General features: G+C 72.0%; 26 protein-coding genes. 15 read left to right on the plus strand and 11 right to left on the minus strand.

From position 1 onward, the window contains the following. Positions 1 to 1,279 (minus strand): transglycosylase domain-containing protein (locus L6E10_RS26995; RefSeq protein WP_236222636.1); only part of this gene is annotated, 1,279 nt, incomplete at its 3' end. 284 nt (positions 1,280 to 1,563) lie between these two features. Here L6E10_RS26995 and L6E10_RS27000 point away from each other — a divergent pair. The 3 genes from L6E10_RS27000 to L6E10_RS27010 all read left to right on the plus strand — a co-directional run bounded on the left by L6E10_RS27000 (position 1,564) and on the right by L6E10_RS27010 (position 4,127). Then, positions 1,564 to 2,304, plus strand: coding sequence for a lysozyme (locus L6E10_RS27000; RefSeq protein ID WP_236222638.1), 741 nt, complete (start codon positions 1,564 to 1,566; stop codon positions 2,302 to 2,304). 4 nt (positions 2,305 to 2,308) lie between these two features. After that, complete coding sequence (locus L6E10_RS27005) at positions 2,309 to 3,487, plus strand: putative glycoside hydrolase (protein WP_236222640.1); 1,179 nt, start codon at positions 2,309 to 2,311, stop codon at positions 3,485 to 3,487. Between the two features lie 115 nt (positions 3,488 to 3,602). Continuing rightward, positions 3,603 to 4,127 (plus strand): hypothetical protein, encoded by a 525-nt coding sequence (locus L6E10_RS27010; protein WP_236222642.1) that lies wholly within the window; start codon positions 3,603 to 3,605, stop codon positions 4,125 to 4,127. 42 nt (positions 4,128 to 4,169) lie between these two features. Here the strand turns inward: L6E10_RS27010 and L6E10_RS27015 are convergent, their stop codons facing one another. Next, entirely contained in the window at positions 4,170 to 4,535 is a 366-nt protein-coding gene (locus L6E10_RS27015; protein WP_236222644.1) for a hypothetical protein, read from the minus strand. 225 nt (positions 4,536 to 4,760) lie between these two features. On the opposite strand from L6E10_RS27015, the gene L6E10_RS27020 reads away from it, so the two are divergent. The 4 genes from L6E10_RS27020 to L6E10_RS27035 are packed head-to-tail and all read left to right on the plus strand — an operon-like array spanning position 4,761 to position 8,187. Next, positions 4,761 to 5,372 carry a DivIVA domain-containing protein gene (locus L6E10_RS27020; RefSeq protein WP_236222646.1) on the plus strand — a complete coding sequence of 204 codons (612 nt, stop codon included), beginning with the start codon at positions 4,761 to 4,763 and terminating at the stop codon, positions 5,370 to 5,372. Then, positions 5,369 to 6,079 (plus strand): hypothetical protein, encoded by a 711-nt coding sequence (locus L6E10_RS27025; protein WP_236222648.1) that lies wholly within the window; start codon positions 5,369 to 5,371, stop codon positions 6,077 to 6,079. The genes L6E10_RS27020 and L6E10_RS27025 overlap by 4 nt, the downstream gene beginning before the upstream one ends. A gap of 15 nt (positions 6,080 to 6,094) precedes the next feature. Beyond that, complete coding sequence (locus tag L6E10_RS27030) at positions 6,095 to 6,964, plus strand: DUF3152 domain-containing protein (protein ID WP_236222649.1); 870 nt, start codon at positions 6,095 to 6,097, stop codon at positions 6,962 to 6,964. Next, entirely contained in the window at positions 6,961 to 8,187 is a 1,227-nt protein-coding gene (locus L6E10_RS27035; RefSeq protein WP_236222651.1) for a glycosyltransferase, read from the plus strand. Before L6E10_RS27030 ends, L6E10_RS27035 begins: the two co-directional genes overlap by 4 nt. A gap of 10 nt (positions 8,188 to 8,197) precedes the next feature. Here L6E10_RS27035 and L6E10_RS27040 read toward each other — a convergent pair whose 3' ends face one another. Beyond that, positions 8,198 to 9,289 (minus strand): glycosyltransferase, encoded by a 1,092-nt coding sequence (locus tag L6E10_RS27040; protein ID WP_275677095.1) that lies wholly within the window; start codon positions 9,287 to 9,289, stop codon positions 8,198 to 8,200. 609 nt (positions 9,290 to 9,898) lie between these two features. Between L6E10_RS27040 and L6E10_RS27045 the strand changes: the two genes are divergently transcribed. Continuing rightward, a complete protein-coding gene (locus L6E10_RS27045) occupies positions 9,899 to 10,135 on the plus strand; it encodes a hypothetical protein (protein ID WP_236222655.1) in 237 nt (78 codons plus the stop codon). Positions 10,136 to 10,229: 94 nt separating this feature from the next. Next, entirely contained in the window at positions 10,230 to 10,532 is a 303-nt protein-coding gene (locus tag L6E10_RS27050; protein WP_236222656.1) for a hypothetical protein, read from the plus strand. Between the two features lie 174 nt (positions 10,533 to 10,706). Here the strand turns inward: L6E10_RS27050 and L6E10_RS27055 are convergent, their stop codons facing one another. The 4 genes from L6E10_RS27055 to L6E10_RS27070 form a co-directional block, all read right to left on the minus strand. Beyond that, positions 10,707 to 10,877: a hypothetical protein gene (locus tag L6E10_RS27055; RefSeq protein WP_236222657.1), complete on the minus strand. Its 171-nt coding sequence runs from the start codon at positions 10,875 to 10,877 to the stop codon at positions 10,707 to 10,709. A 155-nt stretch (positions 10,878 to 11,032) separates the two neighbouring features. Then, the gene (locus tag L6E10_RS27060) at positions 11,033 to 11,986 is read right to left on the minus strand and encodes an anti-sigma factor RsbA family regulatory protein (RefSeq protein WP_236222659.1); all 954 of its coding nucleotides are present in this window, start codon (positions 11,984 to 11,986) and stop codon (positions 11,033 to 11,035) included. After that, positions 11,983 to 12,831 carry an MEDS domain-containing protein gene (locus L6E10_RS27065; RefSeq protein WP_236222661.1) on the minus strand — a complete coding sequence of 283 codons (849 nt, stop codon included), beginning with the start codon at positions 12,829 to 12,831 and terminating at the stop codon, positions 11,983 to 11,985. Before L6E10_RS27065 ends, L6E10_RS27060 begins: the two co-directional genes overlap by 4 nt. Before the next feature lie 62 nt (positions 12,832 to 12,893). Then, a complete protein-coding gene (locus tag L6E10_RS27070; protein ID WP_236222663.1) occupies positions 12,894 to 13,742 on the minus strand; it encodes a LysR family transcriptional regulator in 849 nt (282 codons plus the stop codon). A gap of 69 nt (positions 13,743 to 13,811) precedes the next feature. Here L6E10_RS27070 and L6E10_RS27075 point away from each other — a divergent pair, with 69 nt between their 5' ends. Then, positions 13,812 to 14,738, plus strand: a complete 927-nt coding sequence (locus tag L6E10_RS27075; protein WP_236222664.1) for a DMT family transporter — start codon at positions 13,812 to 13,814, stop codon at positions 14,736 to 14,738. On the opposite strand, the gene L6E10_RS27080 is transcribed toward L6E10_RS27075, so the two are convergent. After that, positions 14,674 to 15,942, minus strand: coding sequence for an erythromycin esterase family protein (locus L6E10_RS27080; RefSeq protein WP_236222666.1), 1,269 nt, complete (start codon positions 15,940 to 15,942; stop codon positions 14,674 to 14,676). The genes L6E10_RS27075 and L6E10_RS27080 overlap by 65 nt on opposite strands. Before the next feature lie 43 nt (positions 15,943 to 15,985). On the opposite strand from L6E10_RS27080, the gene L6E10_RS27085 reads away from it, so the two are divergent. Continuing rightward, a complete protein-coding gene (locus tag L6E10_RS27085) occupies positions 15,986 to 16,882 on the plus strand; it encodes an oxidoreductase (protein WP_236222668.1) in 897 nt (298 codons plus the stop codon). A gap of 14 nt (positions 16,883 to 16,896) precedes the next feature. Here L6E10_RS27085 and L6E10_RS27090 read toward each other — a convergent pair whose 3' ends face one another. Both L6E10_RS27090 and L6E10_RS27095 read right to left on the minus strand, forming a co-directional pair. Beyond that, positions 16,897 to 17,100: a hypothetical protein gene (locus L6E10_RS27090; protein WP_236222670.1), complete on the minus strand. Its 204-nt coding sequence runs from the start codon at positions 17,098 to 17,100 to the stop codon at positions 16,897 to 16,899. A 56-nt stretch (positions 17,101 to 17,156) separates the two neighbouring features. Beyond that, positions 17,157 to 17,753 (minus strand): hypothetical protein, encoded by a 597-nt coding sequence (locus L6E10_RS27095; protein WP_236222672.1) that lies wholly within the window; start codon positions 17,751 to 17,753, stop codon positions 17,157 to 17,159. Between the two features lie 181 nt (positions 17,754 to 17,934). On the opposite strand from L6E10_RS27095, the gene L6E10_RS27100 reads away from it, so the two are divergent. After that, positions 17,935 to 19,002 (plus strand): spore photoproduct lyase family protein, encoded by a 1,068-nt coding sequence (locus L6E10_RS27100; protein ID WP_236222674.1) that lies wholly within the window; start codon positions 17,935 to 17,937, stop codon positions 19,000 to 19,002. Between the two features lie 7 nt (positions 19,003 to 19,009). Here the strand turns inward: L6E10_RS27100 and L6E10_RS27105 are convergent, their stop codons facing one another. Then, positions 19,010 to 20,149, minus strand: a complete 1,140-nt coding sequence (locus L6E10_RS27105) for a DICT sensory domain-containing protein (RefSeq protein WP_236222676.1) — start codon at positions 20,147 to 20,149, stop codon at positions 19,010 to 19,012. 154 nt (positions 20,150 to 20,303) lie between these two features. Between L6E10_RS27105 and L6E10_RS27110 the strand changes: the two genes are divergently transcribed. The 3 genes from L6E10_RS27110 to L6E10_RS27120 all read left to right on the plus strand — a co-directional run bounded on the left by L6E10_RS27110 (position 20,304) and on the right by L6E10_RS27120 (position 22,383). Further along, a complete protein-coding gene (locus L6E10_RS27110; protein ID WP_236222678.1) occupies positions 20,304 to 20,939 on the plus strand; it encodes a TetR/AcrR family transcriptional regulator in 636 nt (211 codons plus the stop codon). A 74-nt stretch (positions 20,940 to 21,013) separates the two neighbouring features. Then, positions 21,014 to 21,724 carry a hypothetical protein gene (locus L6E10_RS27115; protein WP_236222680.1) on the plus strand — a complete coding sequence of 237 codons (711 nt, stop codon included), beginning with the start codon at positions 21,014 to 21,016 and terminating at the stop codon, positions 21,722 to 21,724. Beyond that, the gene (locus L6E10_RS27120; protein WP_236222682.1) at positions 21,721 to 22,383 is read left to right on the plus strand and encodes a DUF4166 domain-containing protein; all 663 of its coding nucleotides are present in this window, start codon (positions 21,721 to 21,723) and stop codon (positions 22,381 to 22,383) included. The genes L6E10_RS27115 and L6E10_RS27120 overlap by 4 nt, the downstream gene beginning before the upstream one ends. The last annotated feature ends 46 nt before the right edge of the window (positions 22,384 to 22,429 follow it).

The raw sequence follows: 22,429 nt of genomic DNA on the forward strand, positions 1-22,429 counted from the left end.
AGGAGTTGGGGGAGGGGATCACGGTGTCGATGCCGACCCCCTTCTCCAACGCCGCCGCCGCGGTGAAGACCTTGTAGACCGAGCCGGTGCCGAACTTGTTCTCCACACCGCTCGGCAGGTCGAACTGCGTCTCGAACTCCTCCTTCTTGAGCCCGTAGTCGCGGTTGGCCACCAGTGCCACGACCTCGTGCGCGTCCTTGCCGGGACGCACGATCGCCATCGTGTTCGCGACACCCGGCGTGTTCTTCGGCGCCTGCGCCTCGACCGCGGCCTTGGCGTGTTCGGTGATCTTGGGGTCCAGCGTGGTCTCGATCCGGTACCCGCCGATCTTCAGCTCCTCCAGGTTGAAGCCTGCCTCGGTCAGGTACTCGACGAGGAAGGAGCAGAAGAACCCGTACGACGGCCCGGCGCCGACGCAGCCGGTCTGCAGCGTGCGCACCGGCTCCTGCAGCCCGAGCGGGGACGCCTTGTGCCGGTCCGCGTCCTCCTTGGACACCTTCCCGTCCGTCGCCATCGCGTCGATCACGAGGTTGCGGCGCTCGATCGCCTTGTCGGGCCGCGCCTCCGGGTCGAGGGCGGTCGGGCTGTTCACCATGCCGGCCAGCGTGGCCGCCTGGGGGACGGTCAGCTTGTCCGGTGTCGTGTCGAAGTACGCCTGGGACGCGGCGGCGACACCGAAGATCGTCGACCCGAACGGCACGAGGTCGAGGTAGCGGGCGAGGATCTCGTCCTTGCTCAGCGCCGTCTCCAGGCCCACGGCGATGCGGGCCTCGCGCAGCTTGCGGGTGATGCTCTGCTCCTGGGCAGCGCGCTGCGCGTTCTTGTCCGTGCGCGCGAGCACGTGCACGAGGTAGTTCTTCACGTACTGCTGCGTCAGGGTCGACGCGCCCTGCTCCACCGACCCGCTCGCGTTGTTGCGGGCGGCGGCGCGCAGGGTGGCGAACCAGTCGACACCGTGGTGCTCGTAGAACCGGCGGTCCTCGATCGCGAACAGGGCGTCCTTCATGTGCGGCGAGAGCTTGTCCGGCGGCGTGCGCACCCGGTACTGGTCGTACAGGTACGCGATCGGCGTGCCGTCCTTGTCGGTCACCGTCGTCATCAGCGGCGGCTCGGTGTTCAGGATCTGGGCCAAAGTGGACTTGACCTGATCGCTGATGTTGTTCGACAGCGCACCCAGCGTCGCGGTGGCGGGGAAGAGGAGCCCGGCGACCAGCGCTCCGGCGAGCAGGCAGAGGCCCGCGAGCTTCCCCGCGCAGCGCGCGATCCTCCAGCGGTTCACGACCACACTCCCCTCGCCGACGGTGGTCTCCGGCGGTTACCCGGCGAATGCGCGGTCAGGCGCCCGGTTCGAATGAACCGGAGCCGGTGAAATGGTCACCCGCTGTGCGAAAGAAGCATTTCAGTCACTCGCTCGTGTCAACCGGACCGTGTCCGGTTTTTCCGTTCCCGGCACGGGTAGCTGCCCAACAGGACATTCACGCACCGGGGAGGAATCCAATGCCTTCGCTAGGAAGTGCCGGCTCTCGCGTCGTTCGCGTCGCCGCGATCGCGACGCTCGTGAGCATGCTGATCCCTGCGCCCGTGCGGGCGGCGGAAGGCTCCGACGACCACTCCGCCGGTTCGCAGATCGCGAAGCACGAGGGTACGAGTGAGATGCTGCTGTCGCCACCGGAACTCGGGGTGGGCCGGGTGGACGGCATCGACGTCAGCAGCCACCAGGGTGCCGTCGACTGGGGACACTGGTGGCGCTCGGGCAAGCGGTTCGCCTACGTCAAGGCGACCGAGGGGACCACCTACCGCAACCCCAACTTCACCCAGCAGTACAACGGGTCCGCTGCCGTCGGCATGATCAGGGGCTCCTACCACTTCGCCCTGCCGAACCGGTCCGACGGCGCGACGCAGGCCCGGTTCTTCGTGGCGAACGGAGGCGGGTGGTCGAAGGACGGCAGGACGCTGCCGGGGACGCTCGACATCGAGTACAACCCCTACGGCGGCGACACCTGCTACGGCCTGGGCCACGGCGCGATGGTGAACTGGATCCGCAGCTTCAGCGACACCTACCACGCGCTCACCGGGCGCTGGCCGGTGATCTACACGTCGGCCCAGTGGTGGGACAGGTGCACCGGCCGCACCGGCGACTTCAGCTCCACCAACCCGTTGTGGCTCGCGAGGTACGCGGCGACGGTCGGCCCGATGCCGTACCGCTGGCCGTTCCACACGATCTGGCAGTTCACCTCGTCGCCGATCGACCAGAACGTCTTCAACGGGGGCGCGGACCGTCTCGCCGCCCTGGCGACGGGATGACCCGATGTCCGCCCCGGTGCGCAGGTCCGAGCTGATCCTGCTGGTCTTCCTCGGCGTGGTGTTCGCGGTGTCGTCGACGGTCGTGGTGGCGTCCGTGGCGCACATCAGGAACATCGGCCTGACCGTCGAGGGCATCGAGGACGGCGCGGTGCTGCGGGCCTCGGCGTTCCGCGGCATCAGCATCGGGACGGACGACGAGGACAGCCTCGACCGGGTGGAGGTCTTCGTGGACGACGCCGCGGTGACCCCGCGCCGCGACGGGGAGAGGTTGCTGCTCGACGGGTTCGTGCCGACCGAGGGCAGGCACCTGCTGACCGCCCGCGTCCGCAGCGCCACGGCGTTGGTGGTGGACGCTGTGGTGGACCACGAGTTCACAATCGACAACACGGCGCCCTCTCTTGCCGTGCAGCACATACGATCCGGCGGACCACGCGCACCGGTCGTCATCAGGGGCACCGCCGACGGCGCCGAGCTCGTGAGGATCGGGCACACCCGCGCCCACGTCGACAACGGTGTCTTCACAGCCGTGGTCGCGTCGGCGCCCGCGACGATCTTCGTGGAAGCACGCGACGCGGCGGGCAACTCGGCAGGACGGCACGTGGTGGTGCCGGTGCCCCGTCCCGCCGTGCGCGCGGAGCACGTGACGGTGGAGGACTGGGCGTCCCCACCGGCGCGGGAACGGGTGCTCGCGATGGCGCGCCGGGGCGAGATCGACGCCGTCCGGCTCGACGTCAAGGACGAGACCGGGCAGGTGGCCCACTCGTCGCGGGTCGCCCTGGCCCAGCAGATCGGCGCGGTGAACAGCAGGTACGACCCGCGCGCCGCCGTGGACGAGCTGCACCGCGCCGGGGTCCGCGCGGTCGCGAGGATCGTCGCGTTCCACGACCCCGTGCTCGCCAGGGCGTCCGCGCGGTCCGGCATGCGCGACCACCTCGGGGACACCGCGCTGACGCTCACCAACTCCGCTCATCCCGAGGTGCGCGGCTACGTCGTGGCACTGGCGCGCGAGGCCGCGTCGCTCGGCTTCGACGACGTCCTGCTCGACCACTTCGGCAGCGAGTCCGATGTGGACTTCCTCGCGGAGGTCCGGGACGCCGTGCGCGCGGCGGGGGCGTGCTTCGGCGTCGTCGCGGCGGACGGCGCGGATGTTCCGGCCGATTTCATCGTCCCCGCCGGGCGATGACGCTTCGCGACCACCCGTCACCCGATGTGGTCGAACCCTGTTCCGACTGCGTGCGCGGTGCGGACGCGGGGGTACCAGTCGGTGAACCGATCGGCTGAAGTCCCAGGAGGACGGTATGAAAACCAGGACCACCGCACTGGCCGCGTTGATCGCCGCGATTCCGCTGGTGCTCGCGCCGGCGGCGGCGAACGCCATCGCGTGCTACGGCAACTTCAGCGACACCGTCGGCAAGCTGACGGAGATCACGCGCGAGGAGTTCATGTCCCGCGTGTGCCAGGCACAGCTCCAGCCCGGCACAGACCGCCGCGACGTGCGGGAGCTGACCGACGTGGTGCTCCCGGAGGCGGTGTCCGGCCTCGGGAGCATGGAGATGATCTACGAGCGCGCCAAACCCGTCGTCGACGACGTCGTCGAGAAGTGCTACTCACCGGCCGACCACTGCAACCCGGACGCCGTCGGGAAAGCCGTGCGGTGCATGAAGGAGGAGCTGCCCGACATGGCCGTGAACGCGCTCGGCCCGGACGCGCTGGCGAGCAGCTGCGAGGGCCTCGAGGCCGCGGCGGCCACGGACCCGCGGGCGTTGCGCGAGCGTGCGCGCAACGCGGCCGAGTCCTACATCGCCTACCTCCGGCAGAACTGACCTCCAGCACGGACCGAGGCGCGCCGGGGCCACCCGGCGCGCCTACGCCTTTTTCTGCTCCCGGGTGACCACGGCCTGCGCCGTCTCGGCCGCGTGGTGCATCGCCTCGGCGAACAAGGCCATGCGTCCCAACGACTCCACCTGTTCCGAGAGAGCGTCCTGCTCGGACGCCGGATCCAGTTCCGCGTCGGCGATGGCGCCCACGATCGACGCGGTCGCCGCCGCCATCCGCCGCGCCAGGGAGGTGAGGGCGAGCAGGACGTTCTGCGCCTGCTCGGAGCTGATCGGGACGGGGTGCCCGTCGCTGCCCGAGATCCGTCCCAGGTGGGCGTCCCAGGTCCAGGCGGCGGAGCACAACGCGTCGACGAACGGTTGCCAGACGGCATCGCCGGCAGAGGGGTCGTTCACGCACTACCTCCAGGTGAGATGACCCGCGTGTACCCACCCGTTCGCGTTTTGCGCCTCCCTCCGTCGAAGAGAGCCGGTCGAGTTACCCGTGACCGGCCGTTGATGACGGTCCGTGAGGAATTCACTAGAGCGGGTGCTTGCGCGTTCAAGGATGTCTGACAGCCCTCGTCGCGGGTACTGCCACCTCAACACCTACCGACGAACGTTCAGGAAAGGACACCGGTCATGGCCATGGACGACTTCCTGGACGACGGTCACAGGACCTTCGGCACGCAGATGTTCGGGTACGACCGCCGCGAGGTCGACGAGGAGTACGCCCGGCTGGAACGCCAGCTCGAACTGGCCTGCGCCGATCGCGACGCCGCGCTCGAAACGGCCGAGGAGCTCACCCGTCACCTCGAGGAGGCCCGCACGGAGCTCGCGGAGTACCGCGCGATCCACGCGGGACACGACAAGGACAACGCCGTCTCCGGGTGCATCCGGTACCTGCTGCACGTCGCCAGGCGCAAGGCGGACGAGATCGAGGCCGAGGCCAGGACGCGGGCCGAGGAAGCCGAGCAGCGCGCAGAGGAGGCCGCCGGCCGCCAGGCGCGCCTGCTGGACGAGGCCGAGCAGGAGACCCAGCGGCGGCTGGCCGAGGCGGGCCAGCGCGCGCGGGAGATCGTCGGCGAGGCGCTGGAACGGTCCCGCGTCCTGCTGTCCGACCTCGGCGAACGGCAGCGCCTGCTGGAGCAGTGGTACACCGAGATCGCCTCCGTGCAGGAGATGCCGCTGCCGAGGAGCCCGGAGCCCGCGGCCGTGGAGGCGGCGCCCACCACACCGAGCGTGACGCGATGACCGCCCTCGCCCACGGGTCCGCGCTCACCACCGCGACCTGCGTGCTCGTGGACGTGCGCGACTGCGGCGTCACCGGCGTCCGCTGGGCCGCCGCGTGCGCGGAGGCCCTGGGCATCGGCCTGGTCGTGCAAGCCGCCGGGAACGACCCCGCCCACGCCGAGGTCGCGGCGCTGGTGGCCGAACTGCCCGGCCTGCCCGTCCACGTCGAACGCCACGACTGCTCCCCGCCCGCCCGCTGGGAGGGCGCGCTGGTGGTCATCTCCCGGCAGCAGGCTCTGGCCATGCCCCCGATCGCCGGTGGCGACTGCCGCGACGTCGTCGTGGTGAGGGGCAACCCCGCCGCCATCGCGGGCCGGTTCGGCGTCGTGACCGCCGTCCTCGACAGCGTCGGCGGCGAGGGCGTGCTGCAGCGGGCGACGACCTTGTGCCGCGCACGGGGAGCGACGCGCCTGCGCGTGCTGTCCCGCCCGTGCCCGAAGCCGGGCGACTCGCTCGACGCCGCCGCGGACCTCGTCCACGCCGCGTGCCCGGACGTGATCGTCGAACTGGTGCACGTGCCCAGGTCCGTGGCCGAGGAGACGCGGCTGTTCCCGAGCGACCTGCTCGTGGTGTCCGGCCGGGAACGCGGGCCGGGAGAGGGCCTGCAACCGGCGGCGAGGGCGGCGCTGCACCACGCGCCCTGCCCCGTGCTGTTCAGCTGCTCGTGACCGGGGGAGTGCCTCATGACCGTCGGAAGAATCGTCGTGTACGTCTTCGCCGCGGCACTCGCCGGGGTGACGATCGGACTGCTGAAGATCTGGCCGCAGCCGGAGATGACGTCGCAGGAGCAGGTGCGCGCGCCCGTCCCGGCGGCCACGATCTCGGTGAGGACGGTGCCCCCGCCCTCCTCCTCCGCTCCACCGTCGTCGTCCGCCCCGGCACCGCCGCCCGCGCTCGTCGCCCAGACCGTGCCCCGGCCGGGACCGGAGCTCCCGCCCGGGGTCGCGGTGCGCGAGGAGGGCGAGGGCTGGTGGCGGACCATCGCGGGCACCACGGCCCAGATCGGCAGGGGAACCGTCCACACGTACTCCGTCGAGGTCGAGCAGGGCGCCGTGCTGCCGAGTGAGCACCAAGCCTTCGCCGCGGCGGTCGACTCCGCGCTCGCCGACCCCCGCGGGTGGACGGCGACGGGCGGCGTCGCCTTCCGCCGGGTGGACGTCGCCGAACCGGACGTGCGGATCAGGCTCACGGCGACCCGGACCGCCCGTGCCACCTGCGGGTTCGACCTGCCCTACGACACCTCCTGCTACATCGACGGCGTCATCTACGTGAGCGCGCCCCGGTGGTTCCGCGGCGCCGAGTCGTTCGAGGGCGACCTGGAGGGCTACCGGCGCTACCTCGTCAACCACGAGATGGGCCACTTCCTGGGCCACGGCCACGAGTTCTGCCCCGCCGACGGCGCACCCGCGCCCGTGATGATGCAGCAGACCTTTTCCGTCTCCAACGACGAGCTGGCGCGGGTCACCGCCAGGACGCCGCAGGGCCTGACCGTTCCCCGCGACGGCAGGACGTGCACCGCGAACCCGTGGCCGCACCCGGAGGTGACCAGGTGAAGATCGCGATGATCTCGTTGCACGGCAACCCGTTGACCGCGCTGCGCGACCCCGACGCCGCCGGCCGGCGCCTGCACGTGGCGAAGCTGTCCGAGGAGCTGCACCGGCTGGGGCACGAGCTGTCGATCTACACCCGCCGGACCGACCCGCGCCTGCCGGAACGGGTCCGGCTCGCCGACGGCTTCGAGGTGGTGCACGTCCCGGCCGGCCCGGCGGAGGCCCTCGACCAGGACGGCGTCGTGCCGCACACCGGGGAGTTCGCGAAGTTCCTGAACACCCAGTGGGCCTCCAGCCCGCCGGACCTCATCCACGCCCACCACTGGACCTCCGGCCTCGCGGCCGTGCTCAGCGCGCGCCGCACCGCGATCCCGATCGTGCAGAGCTTCCACGGGCTCGGGGGAGGGGACTCCGCCGACATCGAGCGGCTGGTCGCCCGCGGCGCCACCGGGGTGGTCGCGACGTCCGCCCAGGAGGCGGGCGAGCTGGTCCGGCTCGGCGTGCGGCGGTCCAGGATCTCGACCGTGCCGTGGGGGGTGGACACGTCCGTCTTCACGCCGGGCGGGCCGGCCACCGCGCGCACCGGGAGGCTGCGCGTCCTCGTCACCGCGGACCTCTCCCCGGACGACGGCGTCGACGACCTGATCATCGCCCTCACCGCGGTGAGCCACACCGAGCTCGTGGTCGCCGGTGGTCCTCCGCGGCGCTTCCTCAAGGGCAACGCCGAGTACGAGCGCCTGTGCGAGCTGATGGCCCGCAACGCCGTCGCGGACAGGGTCAGCATCATCGGCCGGGTACCGCACTCGGAGATGCCCTCGCTGATCCGCTCCGCGGACGTGGTGGCGTGCCCGCGGCGGCGTCCGTCGTTCGGGGTCGCCGCGCTCGAGGCGATGGCGTGCGGGGTGCCCGTGGTGGCGTCGGCGACCGGTGGCCTCGCCGAGTCCGTGGTGCACCAGGTGACCGGGCTGCTCGTCCCGCCGCACAACCCCACGCTGCTGGCGCGGGCCCTGCGCGCGCTCCTGGGCGACGAGGTGCGGCGCCAGGCGCTCGGAGCGGCGGGCCAGGACCGCGTCACCATCCGGTACGGGTGGGACCGCGTCGGCCTGGACGCGGTCCGTGCGTACGAGCACGCGACCGGCCCCGAGGTGATCACCGCTCAGCGCGGGCCCGCCCAGGTCTACGCTCGCCTGCGCCGGCCGCTCGTGCGCGACGAACCGGCGGGGTGACGCCGAGGCCTCACCCCGGTCGCGCGGCGTTCCCGGCCGCCCATCGCGCCGCCTCACCCCCTGTCGCGGCGCGGGTGGCGCGTTCGTAGACCTCGAGCGCCTCCCCCGCGAGCCGCCGCCGCGAGTACCGGCCCAGGACGCGGTCGCGGGCCGCCATGCCGAACTGCTCCCTGCGCGTCTCGTCGGACAGCAGGGCCTTCACCGACCGCGCCAGCCGCCGCACGTCCCGCGGCGCTACCAGCACCCCGGTCACACCGGGCAGCACGACATCGTTCAGGGCGCCGACCGCCGTGGCCACCACCGGCACCCCGCACGCCATCGCCTCCAGCGCCGCCATGCCGTACCCCTCGGCGAGCGGCGCGCACACCGCGACGTCGGCCGACCTCAGCACCGCCGGCCGGTCCCCGCGCCGCACCGCGCTCGCGTCCACCAGCTCCACGTTGTCCACAGTGGACAGCGCCGCGCCGATCGCCGCCGAGCTGCCGGGGCCCAGCTCCCCGGTGAGCAGGACGCGCATCCGCCCGTCGTGGACCTCGACCGGCCCCTCGGGCGTGAAGAAACCGGGGTCCACCCCGCTGGGCACCACCGACACGTGCGCCCGCCGCACCCCGGACTGCCACAGCTCCGCCGCCTCCGCCGAGCTCGTGGCGACGATCCGCGCGGCCCGCCGCGCGATGAGACCCTCGGCCGTCGCCCGCAGCCCGGCCCCGGCGCCACCCAGGCCGTGGAAGGAGTGCACCACCGGGATGCGCAGGCGGTGCGCCCCGATCACCGCGATCAGTCCCGAAGTCCAGTGGTGCGCGTGCACCACGTCGGGCGGACGCCTCCGCCACCGCCCGGCGACGAACTCGGCGAAGTCACCGAGGTGGGCCGCGAGCTCGTCGTCCCCGAGCACGCGTTCCGGTCCCACCGGGACGTGCACGACCTGATACCCCTCGGGGCTGCTGACCGTTTCACGTGACGTGGCGTCTTCTCGTCGCGTGTAGACGACCACGTCGTGCATCGACGCGCTCAATCCCGCACACAGCTCTGCCACGTGCGCGGCCCGCCCCGCGCTTTCGGAGAGCGGACTTGCTTGCGCGGACAGCACCGCTATTCGCATTCGTCCGATCGCATCCTCGGTCTCCAGCGCGATTCCGAGCTGCCAGCTCGACTCAACGAGGTCCGGTGGTGAATGCGTCCGACCGTATTGGGTGCAGGTCCCGCCGACAAACGCAGGTGTGCCGTTCCCCGTCCCGCTTCGCGGCGGGTCCGCGTCCGTTCGACGGTCGATGCCGACCCGCTGAAGACGGAGGCGAAGAGAACGCCACTTTCGGCCAGTTGTTCCGGAGTGACGTGAAAACGCTGTTCAGAGGGTGTTGAGCGATGTCGGCCGGGCTGGTTCTACCCTCGTGACGGCGCTGGCCGGGCACCGCTGTGACCAGGACTAGCAGTTCGCGGAGCCGGATGCGGACGAGGTGCGGTCGGGATCTTCACTCCAAAGCAGGGTGCGCGCCGGGCGTTCGTCATGTATCTCCAGCTCATGCGCCGACAACGGCCAAACATGAGCGCCTCAGCATCACTCGAAAGTGTGGTTCACGTGTTGCGCGCGCCGTCGCGAAGCCGTTTCCGATTTTGTTCGAACCAGCTGTCTCGATACGGTCCCCTCGGACTTGCTGCCGGTATCTGCCGGCGAGGCAATCCGTTCCCAGATTCAATGAAGGAGATTTCTGTGCTGAAGAAGGCAGGGGCGGCCGTCGCTATCGCGGGCGCCTTCCTCGGTTTTGGTACCACCGCGCTGGCCGATGCCCCTGAGCTGGACATCACCGACCAGGTCGGCCTCGTCGACCTGAACGACTCCGAGGTGCTCAGCGACATCAACGCCTGCTTCATCGACGTCAACGTCATCGCGGTGCCGGTGCTGTCCGACAACGACAGCGGCCTCTGCGCCAACCCCGACGACAACTGACGTGAGGCGGGGAACGGCGCCAGGCAGGGGTGCCGGCGCCGTTCCCCGCTTTTCGCACGCGCAGATCACCACCTGGCTCCGAGGAGAGAACGTCATGCTGAAGAAGGCTTTTGCCGCGGCCGCCGTCGGCGCGGGTTTCCTGATGATGGGCACGCCCGCGTTCGCGACGCAGGGTGACGCGATGGACGACCTGAAGGACCTCGCGTCCGAGTACGAGCACAACCACCAGGTCGGCCTCATCAACATGGAGGACTCCGAGCTCCTCAGTGACATCAACATCTGCCACATCGATGTGAACGTCATCGCGGTGCCGATCCTCTCCAACAACGACAGCGGCCCGTGCACCAACCCGGACATCGAGGTCGAGGCCTCCTACGAGGACGACTCGGACCGCTGACCTCAGGACCTCCACCTGCGGCCCGTGGTGGTGGTTCGGACACGCCGGCGCACCCCGAGGTCGCTAGTGCCAGGGCGGGATGGCGATCGCGTCCGTCGTGTCTTGCTCGACCGTGCAGCGCCCCGTCGGTTCTGGCGGGGCGCTGCACGGCGTTGCGGGTCGGACGACCAGCCGCTACGCCTGGTCCACTTGGGACGCGCAGTCGAACCGGATGTGCCGGGCCTCGTCGTTGCCCCCCGCGGACACCAGGCACCTGCCGCTGCTGACGTTGCGCAGCGAGTGCCAGCCGGGGTAGCCGTGGAACCGCCGGTACCGGTCGGCCGATGCCGTCATTGCGAGCGTCACCGGACCAGTCCCTTCCGATGACGGCGCCGCGAGTCCGCGCCGGCGGGACGGGCGTCCCCGATCGCGGCGAGCGCTGCTCCGAGAATCGCGATCAGTGCTTCGACGTTCGCACGCCGCAGTGCGCAGGCTGTGGCTGCGCTGTGACGCGGCACAGGTCAGGCGTCGAGCCGCACCAGCACGCTCAGCGTCGTGCCCTGGTCGGAGGTGTGCACGCGCACCAGGTCGGCCAGGTCGTGGACCATGAGCAGACCCCGGCCGCCGATCTGGTCGGGAGGAGCCGGACGACGACCGGCGAGCGGATCCGCGAAGCGCCCCTCGTCCCGCACCTCGCAGACGAGGTAGCCGGATTCCCGCCAGAGGCGCGACCGGCAGGCCCCACCGCCGTGCAGAACGCCGTTCGTGACCAGCTCGGTGACGATCAGCTCGACCTCGGCCACGCGGTCGTCGGTCAGGCCGAGGCTCCGGGCGAAGGCGGCTGCCCGCCGCCGGGCCGGGGACACGTCGTCCAGCACGGCGACGAAGAACTCCTCCGCGCTGCCGTCCGTGCGATCGTCGAGGGGCAGGTTGTAGCGGTTCACCACGGCGTCCGGCGCGTACTCGGCGCTGGTGCGGCGGCGGTCCGGCTCCCACAGCAGCGGGTGGGTGGCGCGGGCGTCGGCGATGACCTCGTCGGACAGGCGCGCGGTGTCGTAGGGGCAGGCGATGGTGACGTCACGGCCGGCGAACGCCAGGTTGATCAACGCCTCGTGCTGCGCGCACGCGGGGTACTCGACCTCGGTGCGGCCGGGCCAGATCGGCTCGCCGATGATGCGCACGTGCCCTTCGGGGTGGGCGTCGGCGAACCGGCGCAGCACGCCGGCGATGATCCGGCCGGGGTTGCGGCCCGCGTCCCGCATGTCGATCAGCGTGACGTCGTCCGCCTGGTCACCGAGCGCGGTGCGCAGGAGGTCGAGCCGTGGTCCCGGCACCGCCACGGCCACGGGCTGGCCCGCGGCGAGTCCGTCGGTGACGAACGGCACGAGTGCGGCGAGGTACTCCCGGTCGGTCGCGTAGAACACCGCGGGGTGGAGGAAAGCCCCGGTGGCCGGGGCGGTCTGCGGAGCGGTCACGACGTCAGTTCCACCCGCACGTCCGACAGGTCGAGCGCCCGGACGATCCGGACGGCGCCGGGCCACCTCGTGTGCAGCGCCAGGGTCGCTCCGCTGCGGCGTGCCTGCGCGGAGAGCCGGAGCAGGCCGTTGTGGTCGAGGAACGTCAGCCCGGTCGCGTCGACGACCAGCTCGCCGTCCACCGGACGCGGGTCGGCGCGCTCGAGGGCTTCGGCGAACGCCTCGCGGGAGGTGCTGTCCACCTCGCCGTCCAGAGCGGCGGCGCATCCGGCGCGGTCGGTCCCGTGCAGGCGGAACCGGACGTCGCCCGCGTTGGTGTTCGGGTGCATGCAGGCGACCTGCTCGATCGCTTCGCCGGTGAGCCGGCGGCTGTCGTAGGCGCACATCGCGGAGAACGGGTGGGCGGCGATGTAGTGGTCGATGAGGTGCTCGTACGTCGCGAACGCTGCCCGCTGCCGCGGACTGCCGACGAGCGCGGTGCAGTCCGCCGCGACCCTCAGCCCGGTGAAGCCGTCCGCGAGGGCCTTCTCCGTCGCGGCCGCGTACACGAGCACCTGCGCGGCGGGGTCGACCACCGAACCGACCGGGTAGACGTCGTCCAGGGAGACGACCTCGGCGGACCCGTCGCGCAGAGCGGTCCTGAGCGCGCTGACGCCGATCAGCTCGTCGCGCAACCGGTCGGCGTTCCCGGTGCCGATGTAGCGCACCGCCTGGCCCAGCTCGAGCCCTTCGGCGAGGAAATCCACGGCGTGGTCGCGGAACTGGGTGCGGTCGTCAAATCTCCAGCACACGTGGTCGTGGAGACCGAAGCCCCGCACGTTCTCCACCACTCCGGATCGCCGCATCCCCTCCAGGGTAGACCGGGGGGACGGGATGCAGAAGCGCGGACCCGCCGCAGGGGTCCCGATCATCCCCGGACCGAGTCCACCAGGGCCGTCACGGCCGGGTGCCACTCGCGACCGGCCGGACCGCTGAGGACCAGCCTGCGCACCACGCGTTCCCGCAGGGGCACCACGACCAGGCCGGCGGGCAGCATCGACGCCACCAGGCCCGGCACGAGCGACACGCCGACGCCCGAGCGGACCATGGCGAGCAGTGTGCCCAGCTCGCGCACCCGGTGCCGCGGGGCGAACGGGTGGCCCGCGTGCGCCTGCCGCACGTGCCGTTCGCAGCCGCCGCGCGAGAGCAGGAACGGGTCGTCGGCCAGCTCCTCGACGCCGATCCGGGGCTGACCCGCCAGCGGGTGGTCGTCGCGCAGGAGGGCGTGGAAGGCGTCCTCGCCGATCTGCGCGCCCCGGCCGGCCGGCGGGTCGACCAGGACCGCCGCCTCGACCGTGCCGCCGGCGAGCCACTCCGCCACCTCGTCGTCCTCTCCCTCGAACACCCTGACGTCGACCAGGGGGAACTCCGCCCGCCACCGCGTCAGCAGGTCCGGCAGCAGGCTCTGGCAGACGGTCGGCGGTGCCGCGAGCCGGATCGTCCCCCGCGCACCGGCACGGTGCCGTTCGGCGAGGTCGGTGATCGCGGCCGACGCGCTCACGGCGGCACGGGCGTGGGCGAGGAGCTCCTTCCCGAACGAGGTGGGCGTGCTCCGTCCGCGCCGGGAGAGCACGGGGTGGCCCAGCGAGCGCTCCAGCGACGCGACGGCGTGCGAGACGGCCGACTGCGTGATGCCCAGCGCGTCCGCGGCCGCACCGAACCCGCCTTCGTCGACCACCGCGAGGAACGCCCTGAGCTGGGCGAAGTTCAACGCCATGAGCGTCTCTCATGCTCCTTCGATCAACACTTGTTGGACTCATGATGCCTTGCCCGTGATGCTCGCGCCGTGGGGTCTACTGGGAAGTTCGTGCTGCTGTCCGCGATCTGGGGCAGCAGCTTCGCCTTGATCGAGGTGGCGGTGGACGCGGGCGTGCCGCCGGTGCAGGTGGCGCTGGCCCGCTGCCTGTTCGGTGCTCTGGCGCTGGGCGCGATCTGCGTGGCGCAGAGGGCGGCTGTGCCGCGTGACCCGCGGACCTGGGGGCACGCCGCGGTGGTCGCGGCCCTGCTCAACTCCGTGCCGTTCACGCTGCTCGCCTTCGGGGAGTCCCGGGTGGACTCCGTGCTGGCGGGCGTGCTGAACGCGACCACGCCGCTGACGACGCTGGCGTTCGCGCTCCTGGTCGTGCCGGGGGAGCAGGTCACGAGGACGCGGCTCGCGGGGCTGCTGCTCGGGTTCTGCGGGGTGCTGGTGCTGCTCGGGGTGTGGCGCGGCCTGGACGGGGACGTGCTGGCCGGCGGCCTGGCCTGCCTCGGCGCCACCACCTGCTACGGAGCCGGGTTCGCCTACACCCGGCGCTTCCTGTCCGGCGTGCCCCACCGGGCGAGCGCCCTGTCCGCCGTGCAGATCACCTGCGCCACCGCGCAACTGGGCTTGGCCGCACCCGTGCTGTCGGGACCGCCGTCCTGGCCCGGAGCGTCCGCCGCGCTCGCGTTGCTGGCGCTGGGCGCGGTCGGCACGGGCTACGCGTACGTGCTCAACCTCGACCTGATCCGGGAGGCCGGTCCCACGGTCGCGGCCACGGTCACCTACGTGACGCCGCTGTGGTCCACCGCGCTCGGCTACTTCCTGCTGGCGGAGCCGGTGGGGTGGCACACCCTGGCCGGAGGGGGCGTGGTCGTCGGCGCGGTCCTGCTCGCCCGGCGGCCCGTCAGAGACCGCTCGGGAACGTCGCCGGTTCCAGGACGCCGGCCCGGCGCCCGTGCAGGGGACTGACCGCACGGGTCCCGTCGAACCAGAGGAACGCGTCGTACCGGCCGCCGAGCCTGGTGGGCAGGTAGTTGCGCACGCGGTCGTGCGCGGGGTCGTAGACGACGCCGATGGCGCGGTGGGGGAGTTCGGCGGTGAGCAGGCCGGGCCGGTCGTCGCGGGGGAAGATCAGCAAAGCCTGCTCGGGCGCGGTGTCGTGCAGCACGTGCTCCAGCGAGCCGGGTCGCGCGGCCGGCACGGGCACCTCGCGCACCGGGGCGCCCCAGGAACTCCCCGCGGCGACCGTGCCGTGGTGGCTGCCGAACCCGATCAGCGCGACCCGGTCCTCGCCGTGGCGTTCCCGGGCGAGCCGGCCGAGGGTGACGGTGCCGGACGCCGTCATGCTCGTGGCGCGGGAGTCGCCGACGTGGGTGTTGTGCGCCCACACCACGGCCCGCGAACCGGCGCCGTGGTGGGAGAGCAGCCGGTTCAGGGTGTCGTCCATGTGGTGCTCGCGGATGTTCCAGGACTCCGGTCCGCCGGCCATCACGGCCCGGTAGTAGCGCTCGGCCCCGGCCACGACCTCCGCGTTCTGCCACGCCCCGAACCCCGAGGCGTCCCGGGCGCGGTCACGCAGGCGGACCAGCAGGTCGACCACCTCGTTCTCGCAGCTGACCGGGATGAACCGCGTGGCCAGCGCGTAGTCCCGCACGCTTTCGCCGTAGGGCTCGAAGCACCGGTAGGCGGCCAGCGCCGCCGGCACCTCCTCGGGGTCGTGCTCGCGCAGGTGCACCACGACCTCGCGCAGCGACTCCCACAGCGAGTACACGTCCAGGCCGTGGAAGCCCACCCGTCCGTCCACAGCGGCGTTGTGCGCGCGCAGCCAGCGGGTGAAGTCGAGGACCTCCTCGTTGGCCCACATCCACGTCGGCCACCGCTCGAACGCCAGCAGCGCGGCGCGGGGGTCCTCCACCGACCGGCGCACCGACCGGTCCACCCTGGCGCAGTCGGGCCAATCTCCCTCCACGGCCACGAAGGAGAAGCCCTTCTCGGTGATCAGCCGCCGGGTGAGGGCGGCGCGCCACCGGTAGAACTCGTGGGTGCCGTGACTGGCTTCGCCGATCATGACCACACGCGCGTCCCCGACGCGGTCGACGAGTTCGTCGAAGTCGCCGGGACCGGTCAGCGGCGAGCAGAGTGCCGCGACGTCGTCCCCGAAGCGGTGCCTCATCGGCCTCGGCTACCCGCCAGGGCACCCGCCTAGACTGGCGGTCGTGGAGAAGCCCCGGTGGACCGCCGACGACCTCCCCGACCTGACCGGTCGCACCGTCGTGGTGACCGGCGCGGCCAGCGGGGTGGGCCGCGGCACGGCCACCGCGTTCGCCGCGGCGGGAGCCCGCACGGTGCTCGCGGTGCGCGACGTCGCCGCCGGTGAACGGGCGGCGGCCGCGATGTCCGGGACCACCGAGGTGCGCGAGCTGGACCTGGCGGACCTCGCGTCGGTGCGCGCGTTCGCCGACGGCTGGCGGGGCGAGATCGACGTCCTGGTCAACAACGCCGGCGTGGCGATGACCCCGCACGGTCACACGGCCGACGGGTTCGAGCTGCAGTTCGGCACCAACCACCTCGGCCACTTCGCGCTGACCAACCTGCTGCTCCCGTCGATCACCGACCGCGTGGTGACCGTGGCGTCCGGCGCGCACAAGGCGGGCGTGCTCGACCTCGACGACCTCGACTTCGCCCGCGCCGGCTACAGCCCGGTGAAGGCCTACGGCCGGTCGAAGCTCGCGAACCTGCTGTTCACCCTGGAACTGGACCGCCGCTGCCGCGAGGCCGGGTCGTCCGTGCGCGCGTTGTCCTCGCACCCCGGCTACACGGCGAGCAACCTGGGCACCAAGGGCCGCAACCGGCACCTGGTCAAGATCGTGCACCTCGCCGGGCGCCACCTCGCGCAGACCGAGCAGCAGGGCGCGCTGCCGTCGCTGTACGCGGCGACCCAGGACCTGCCGGGCGCGAGCTACGTCGGCCCGGACGGGCGGTTCGAGCTGCACGGCCACCCGGCGCTGGTCGGACGGTCGGCCGCGGCCAGCGACCCGGTGGCGGCGCGGCGGCTGTGGGAGACGTCGGAACGGCTGACCGGCGTGACCTTCCCGCTGACCGCGAAGCCCTGACCACGGCGTTCGCTTCAGCTCCGCGACGCCCCGCGGCCCTTGCGGTGGCTGGAGAAGAGCGCGACACCGCTGGCGAGGGCGACCAGTCCGAAAGCGGCGCTGATGAAGAGGCTCAGACCGAAGGCCTGGGTGACGACGTTGGCCGCGAGGCTGCCGGCCAGGACCACGGCGAGCAGGGCGCGGTTGCGGGCGGGCGTGGAGTTCGGTTCGTTGTTCATGGGAACGACCGTAGTTTCGGCCCACCGGTGGGGCCGATACCGCAGACTTCCGTGAATCAGGTGGAGCCTGCTCCACCCCGGTCGTGCCGTCCGGTCTCGGAACGCCAGTCGCGCGTGGCCACCACGCCCACCACGACGGTCAGCGCCTCGGCGAGCACACCGGCGGACCAGGCCGCCCAGAACCAAGGTCCGCTCGCGAACGAGGCGACGTAGATCGTCGAAAGCGCCGGAACGACCACGAAGGCCAAGATGATCGGCAGGTCGAACCTGACCATCCCCTTCGCCAGACCCGTGCGGCTCGACGCCTCCACCCTGACGAACTCCTCCCAGCGCAGAGCCCTGCCCCACGACACGTGGTGTCTGATGTCCGGCGCCAGCTCGCTCTTGACGTACTTCCCGATCGTCGCGATCGCGAAGTGGTGGTCGAAGTAGAGGATGCCGAAGATGCAGGACAGTAGCGGCAGCAGGAGCAGCACCGGCCGTCGCGCGGCGTCCGAGAAGGCGATGGTCCCGATCGCCGCGGTGGCCACGAGGCTCAGGTTGAGCAGGCCGTGCTGAGCGGAGGAGCGCCCGGCGATCTCGGCCCTGAGCGCGTTGAACTCGGCGATCGCCACGTTCAGGCGCTCGGACGGCCCCGCCTCGCTCGCTTCCACCGCTCCCACCCTTCCCCGGCCGGTCCCGCACACCCCGGACAGCGTTCCGCTTCGGGCTCCCCCCGGACAGCGGGCAACCCGGTGAAGTCGAAGGCGTGCTGTCCGCGACTTCCGCTGTGACCGGCACGACGCCGGCCGCGCCGGTGGCGGTTTTTGTCGGTGTCGTCCGGACACTGGAAGGGTGAGCACTTCGACACCGCTGCTGAGCCCGACCCGGATCTACGTGGAGCCCGCCGCCGCGCTGCTGCCGCGGGGCCGCGAGGTGCTCGACAGGTTCCCCGACGCCGACCGGGTCGAGGTCGACAGCCACTGGCGCATCCCCGAGCTGCACGGCGACGAGGCCAACGCCCAGCGGTGGGTGCGGATCAAGCGCGAAGCGCTCGTCCTCGGCGTGAAGAAGTCCCTGAGCGCGCGGCCCAACGGCCGCTCGGCGCACTTCATCGCCCCGTCCACCGCCAACGGGTGCGCGATGGCCTGCGCCTACTGCTACGTGCCGCGGCGCAAGGGCTACTCGAACCCGATCACGGTGTTCGCGAACATCGAGCAGATCACCGGCTACCTGGCCCGCCACGCCGCCCGGCAGGGCCCGATGACCGAGCCCGGCCAGATCGACGACCGGGCGTGGGTCTACGACATCGGGGAGAACTCCGACTGCTCGGTGGACGCGCTCGTCAGCGACAACGTGCGGGACCTGGTGCGGCTGTTCCGCGACCTGCCCACCGCCAAGGCGTCGTTCGCGACCAAGTACGTCAACCGCGACCTGCTGGACTGGGACCCGCGGGGCCGCACCCGCGTCCGGTTCTCGCTGATGCCCGAACGCACCGCGAAGCTGCTCGACATCCGCACGACCCCCGTCGCCGAGCGCCTCGCCGCCCTCGACGACTTCCGCGCCGCCGGCTACGAGGTGCACGTGAACCTCAGCCCGGTCGTCGTCCACGACGGCTGGCTCGACGACTGGCGCGTCCTGCTGGAGTCGCTCGGGGACGCGACCTCGTCCGCCACCCGCGACCAGCTGGCCGCCGAGGTCATCATGCTCACCCACAACCTGCCGTTGCACGAGGTCAACCTGCGCTGGCACCCGAGGGCCGAGGACCTGCTGTGGCGGCCGGACCTGCAGGAGGTCAAGCGCAGCGAGGGCGGCGGCGTCAACGTCCGCTACCGGCGGGGCCTCAAGCGGGAGCTCCTCGACTCCTTCCTCGCCCTCGTCGCCGAGCACGCCCCCTACCTGCGCGTCCGGTACGCCTTCTGAACCGCCGTCAGTGCGAGATCAGCGCCGCCCACTCGTCCTCGTCGAACGTGCCGGACAGCGTGTAGGGCCGCTGTGGCGTGACCGGCGCTCGCCGGGCGCCCAGGCCGCCGATGTCGAACGGGCGGTCACGGGTGTGCTGCACGCGGACCTCCGCGGTGACGGGGAGGTAGGGGTACGTGTCGTGCAGCCCGCGCAACGCGCCGAGCACGCGGTCCGCGACCGCGTGCGTCGCCTGGGGTGACGTGCCCGGCAGCACGAGCACGAACTCGTCGCCGTTGAGCCTGGCGGCGCGGTCGACGGGACGCAGGTGGACGCGGAGCACGTCGGCGATGTTGTTCTCCGTGTGCACCGCCGCGCTCGGACCGTGGACGTCGACGAAGTCGCTCAGCCCCGGCACGCGGATCACCACGAGCCCCAGCCGCACGGTGTCCGCCAGCTGCCTGCCCAGCCACGCGTTGACCGAGTCCACGGTGTGCAGGCCCGTCCACGGGTCGAGCGCGTCCCGCATCTCCTCGCCGGCACGCGACGCCGAGAGCTCGGTCGCGTCCCGGGCGGCCACGAGTCGTGACGTCAGGTGCCGCAACGCCGCTTCCGCGCGGCGTTCCACCTCGCCGGCGGGAGGCTCCGTGATGCCGTTCAGCACCGAGTCGAAGCGCCTGCGCACGTCCGGCGGTATCCGGTCACCGAGCGCGTCGCGCAGCCGGACCGCCTCCGCGTACGCCTCCTCCCGCCGGAACGCCCACCTGCCCTGGAACACCCTGCTCGCCTCGAGGGTGCTGCCACCCGGATCCAGCTCCTCGAGGTCGGTCGCCACGACGGAGGCGCCGAAGGTCGGCGTGAGCACGACCACCGACCACTCCCGGGCCAGCTCCTCCCCGGAGCGCAGCAGGACGGGCGTGACACCGGCCGGCAGGTCGGGCCGCACGTCGGACACCATGCCGACGACCGTCACCGACGCCAGCGCCCCGATCCGGCGGTACACCTCCGCTTCCCGCAGGAAGTACGGCAGCCGCTGGAACAGCGCGAGGACGATCGCGGGCTCGGCCCGGTCACCCGCCAGCGCCGCCCGTTCCACGGCGTGCGACGCGACGACCAGCGTCCTCTTGGACAGCAGGCCCGCCCGCACCTCGGTGTTCGGGAATGCCACTGATGAGCTCCTGTTCGCCTGCCCGCACGACGATCTCGAAACTAGAACCTCCGATCGACGCGACCAACTGCACGAACGGGTGACAGGCAAGGGCTTGACCGCCCTCCACGTGATCGGCGGCACCGCCGGAGCAGGCGGCCTCTACGGTGATGCCGTGGCCGACACCCGACAACGCCTGATCGACGGCGCGATCGAGACCATCCGCACGCACGGCCTGACCGGCACCACGGCGCGGAGCATCGCGGCCACCGCCGGGGTCAACCAGGCGCTGGTCTTCTACCACTTCGGCACCGTCCACGACCTGCTCCAGGCCGCGTGCCTCGCCGCCACGCGGGCGAGGGTCGAGCTGTTCGCCGAGCGCCTCGAACACGTCACCGACCTGCGTCAGCTCCTCGCGCTCGGCCGCGCGCTGCACGACGAGGAACGCGCCGAGGGCAACGTCATGGTGCTCGCCCAGCTGCTGGCCGGCGCGCAGGCCGATCCCGAGCTCGCCGAGGCGACCGCCGCGTCGCTGCGGTTGTGGATCAGTCCGATCGAAGGCGCCCTGACGAGGCTGCTGGCCGGCTCGCCGGTGTCCGAGCTGGTCGACACGCCTGGTCTCGCACGTGCGGTGAGCGCCGGGTTCATCGGGCTGGAGCTGTACGAGGGCGTCGACCCGGACGGGGCGAAGGCGGCGCTGGACTCCCTCGACCGGCTGGCGGTGCTCGTCGAGGTGGTGGACGACCTCGGGCCCGTCGCGGTCCGCGCCCTGCGCGCCAAGCTCCGCAAGACGGTCAAGAACCGCAGGTAGACGCACTATTTGAGCAACTGCTCAAATACGGCTACCCTCATGTTTGAGCAACTGCTCAAATCCGAGGGGGTGCCGTGGCGAGGCGACGAACGCTCTACGTGGAGACGGTGATCCGGGCCGACCTGGACGAGGTGTGGCGGTTCACCCGGCACCCGCGCCCGCACCAGCGGTGGGACCTCCGGTTCACCACGATCGACCACCTGCCGAAGGCGCACCCGGACGCCGAGCAGCACTTCCGGTACGCGGTCCGGGTCCTGCCCGGCCTGGAGGTGGACGGGACCGGCGTCAGCGTCGGCGAGCGCACCAGGCCCGACGGCTCGCGGACGTCCGCGCTGCGCTTCCGCTCGGAGCACCCGCTGTCGCTGATCCGCTCCGGAGCGGGCTACTGGCGGTACGTGCCGACCGCCGCGGGCGTCCGGTTCCTCACCGGCTACGACTACCGGCCCGGCTGGGGACGGCTGGGCGCGCTGGCGGACCGCCCGTTCCGCCTGCTGATGGGGTGGGGGACGGCCTGGTCGTTCGACCGGCTCCGGCTGTGGCTCGAGCGCGGCGTACCGCCCGAGGTCTCGCTGCGGCGGGCGCTGCTGGACGCGGGAACCAGGGTCGTCGTCTGCGCCGTCGCCTGGCGGACCGGTCCGGCCGCCCTCGCCGCCGCGCTCACGGCGGGGGTTCTGCTGGCTCCGCCGCTGCCGTCCACGCCCGCTGCCAGGAGGTGCCGGCGCACTCCGCCGGACCTCCGTTCGTCGACGGCGCCGTCGACCCTGTCCACTTTGGAGCAACCATGACGTCGATCTTCCAGCGCGCCCTCGGCGACGACTTCGGCCGCCTGCACCCGCAGTTGCGACGCCGGTTCGGCTTCGACGGCATCGGCTGCGTCGGCACCGGCACGATGGAACGGGTGTGGCACGGTCGCGGGTTCACCCGCCCGTTCCTGTGGCTCGGGGCCAAGCGCCACATCCTCCTCCCGGGCCACGGCAGCGACATCCCGTTCACCATCGAGAACTACGCCTACCGCGACTCGCTGGGCCGGGAGACGGTGAGCTTCGTCCGCACCTTCGCCTTCGAACGGCCCCGGCGCTGGGACGCCACGATGATCTACAGCCCCGAACGCGGCTGCGTCGTCGACTACCTGGGCACCCACCAGCACGTCGCCGTCGACCTGCACCTGTCCGTCGACGACCGCGGCGGGCTGCTGATCCGCAGCGGTGAACAGCGCTTCCACGAGGGCCCGCTGCACTTCCGCGTCCCGCGCCTGGTCACCGGCACCGCCGAGGTCCGCGAGTCCTACGACGAGGAGGCGGGCCGGTTCCGCATCGACGTCGAGGTCACCAACCACCGGTTCGGGCCGCTCTTCGGCTACCACGGCACCTTCACCTGCTCCTACCCCGAGGGCGGGCAGGTGCCGAGCGCGGTCAGGCCGGTGCGGGAGCAGTCGAGGGTGTGATGTCCGCGGGCGACCGAGGGCGGATTTCGCCTCGGGTGCCGCGGAA

Origin of the sequence: Lentzea sp. CC55 (assembly GCF_021056325.1) — a bacterium.
Classification (GTDB): Bacteria; Actinomycetota; Actinomycetes; order Mycobacteriales; family Pseudonocardiaceae; genus Lentzea; species Lentzea jiangxiensis.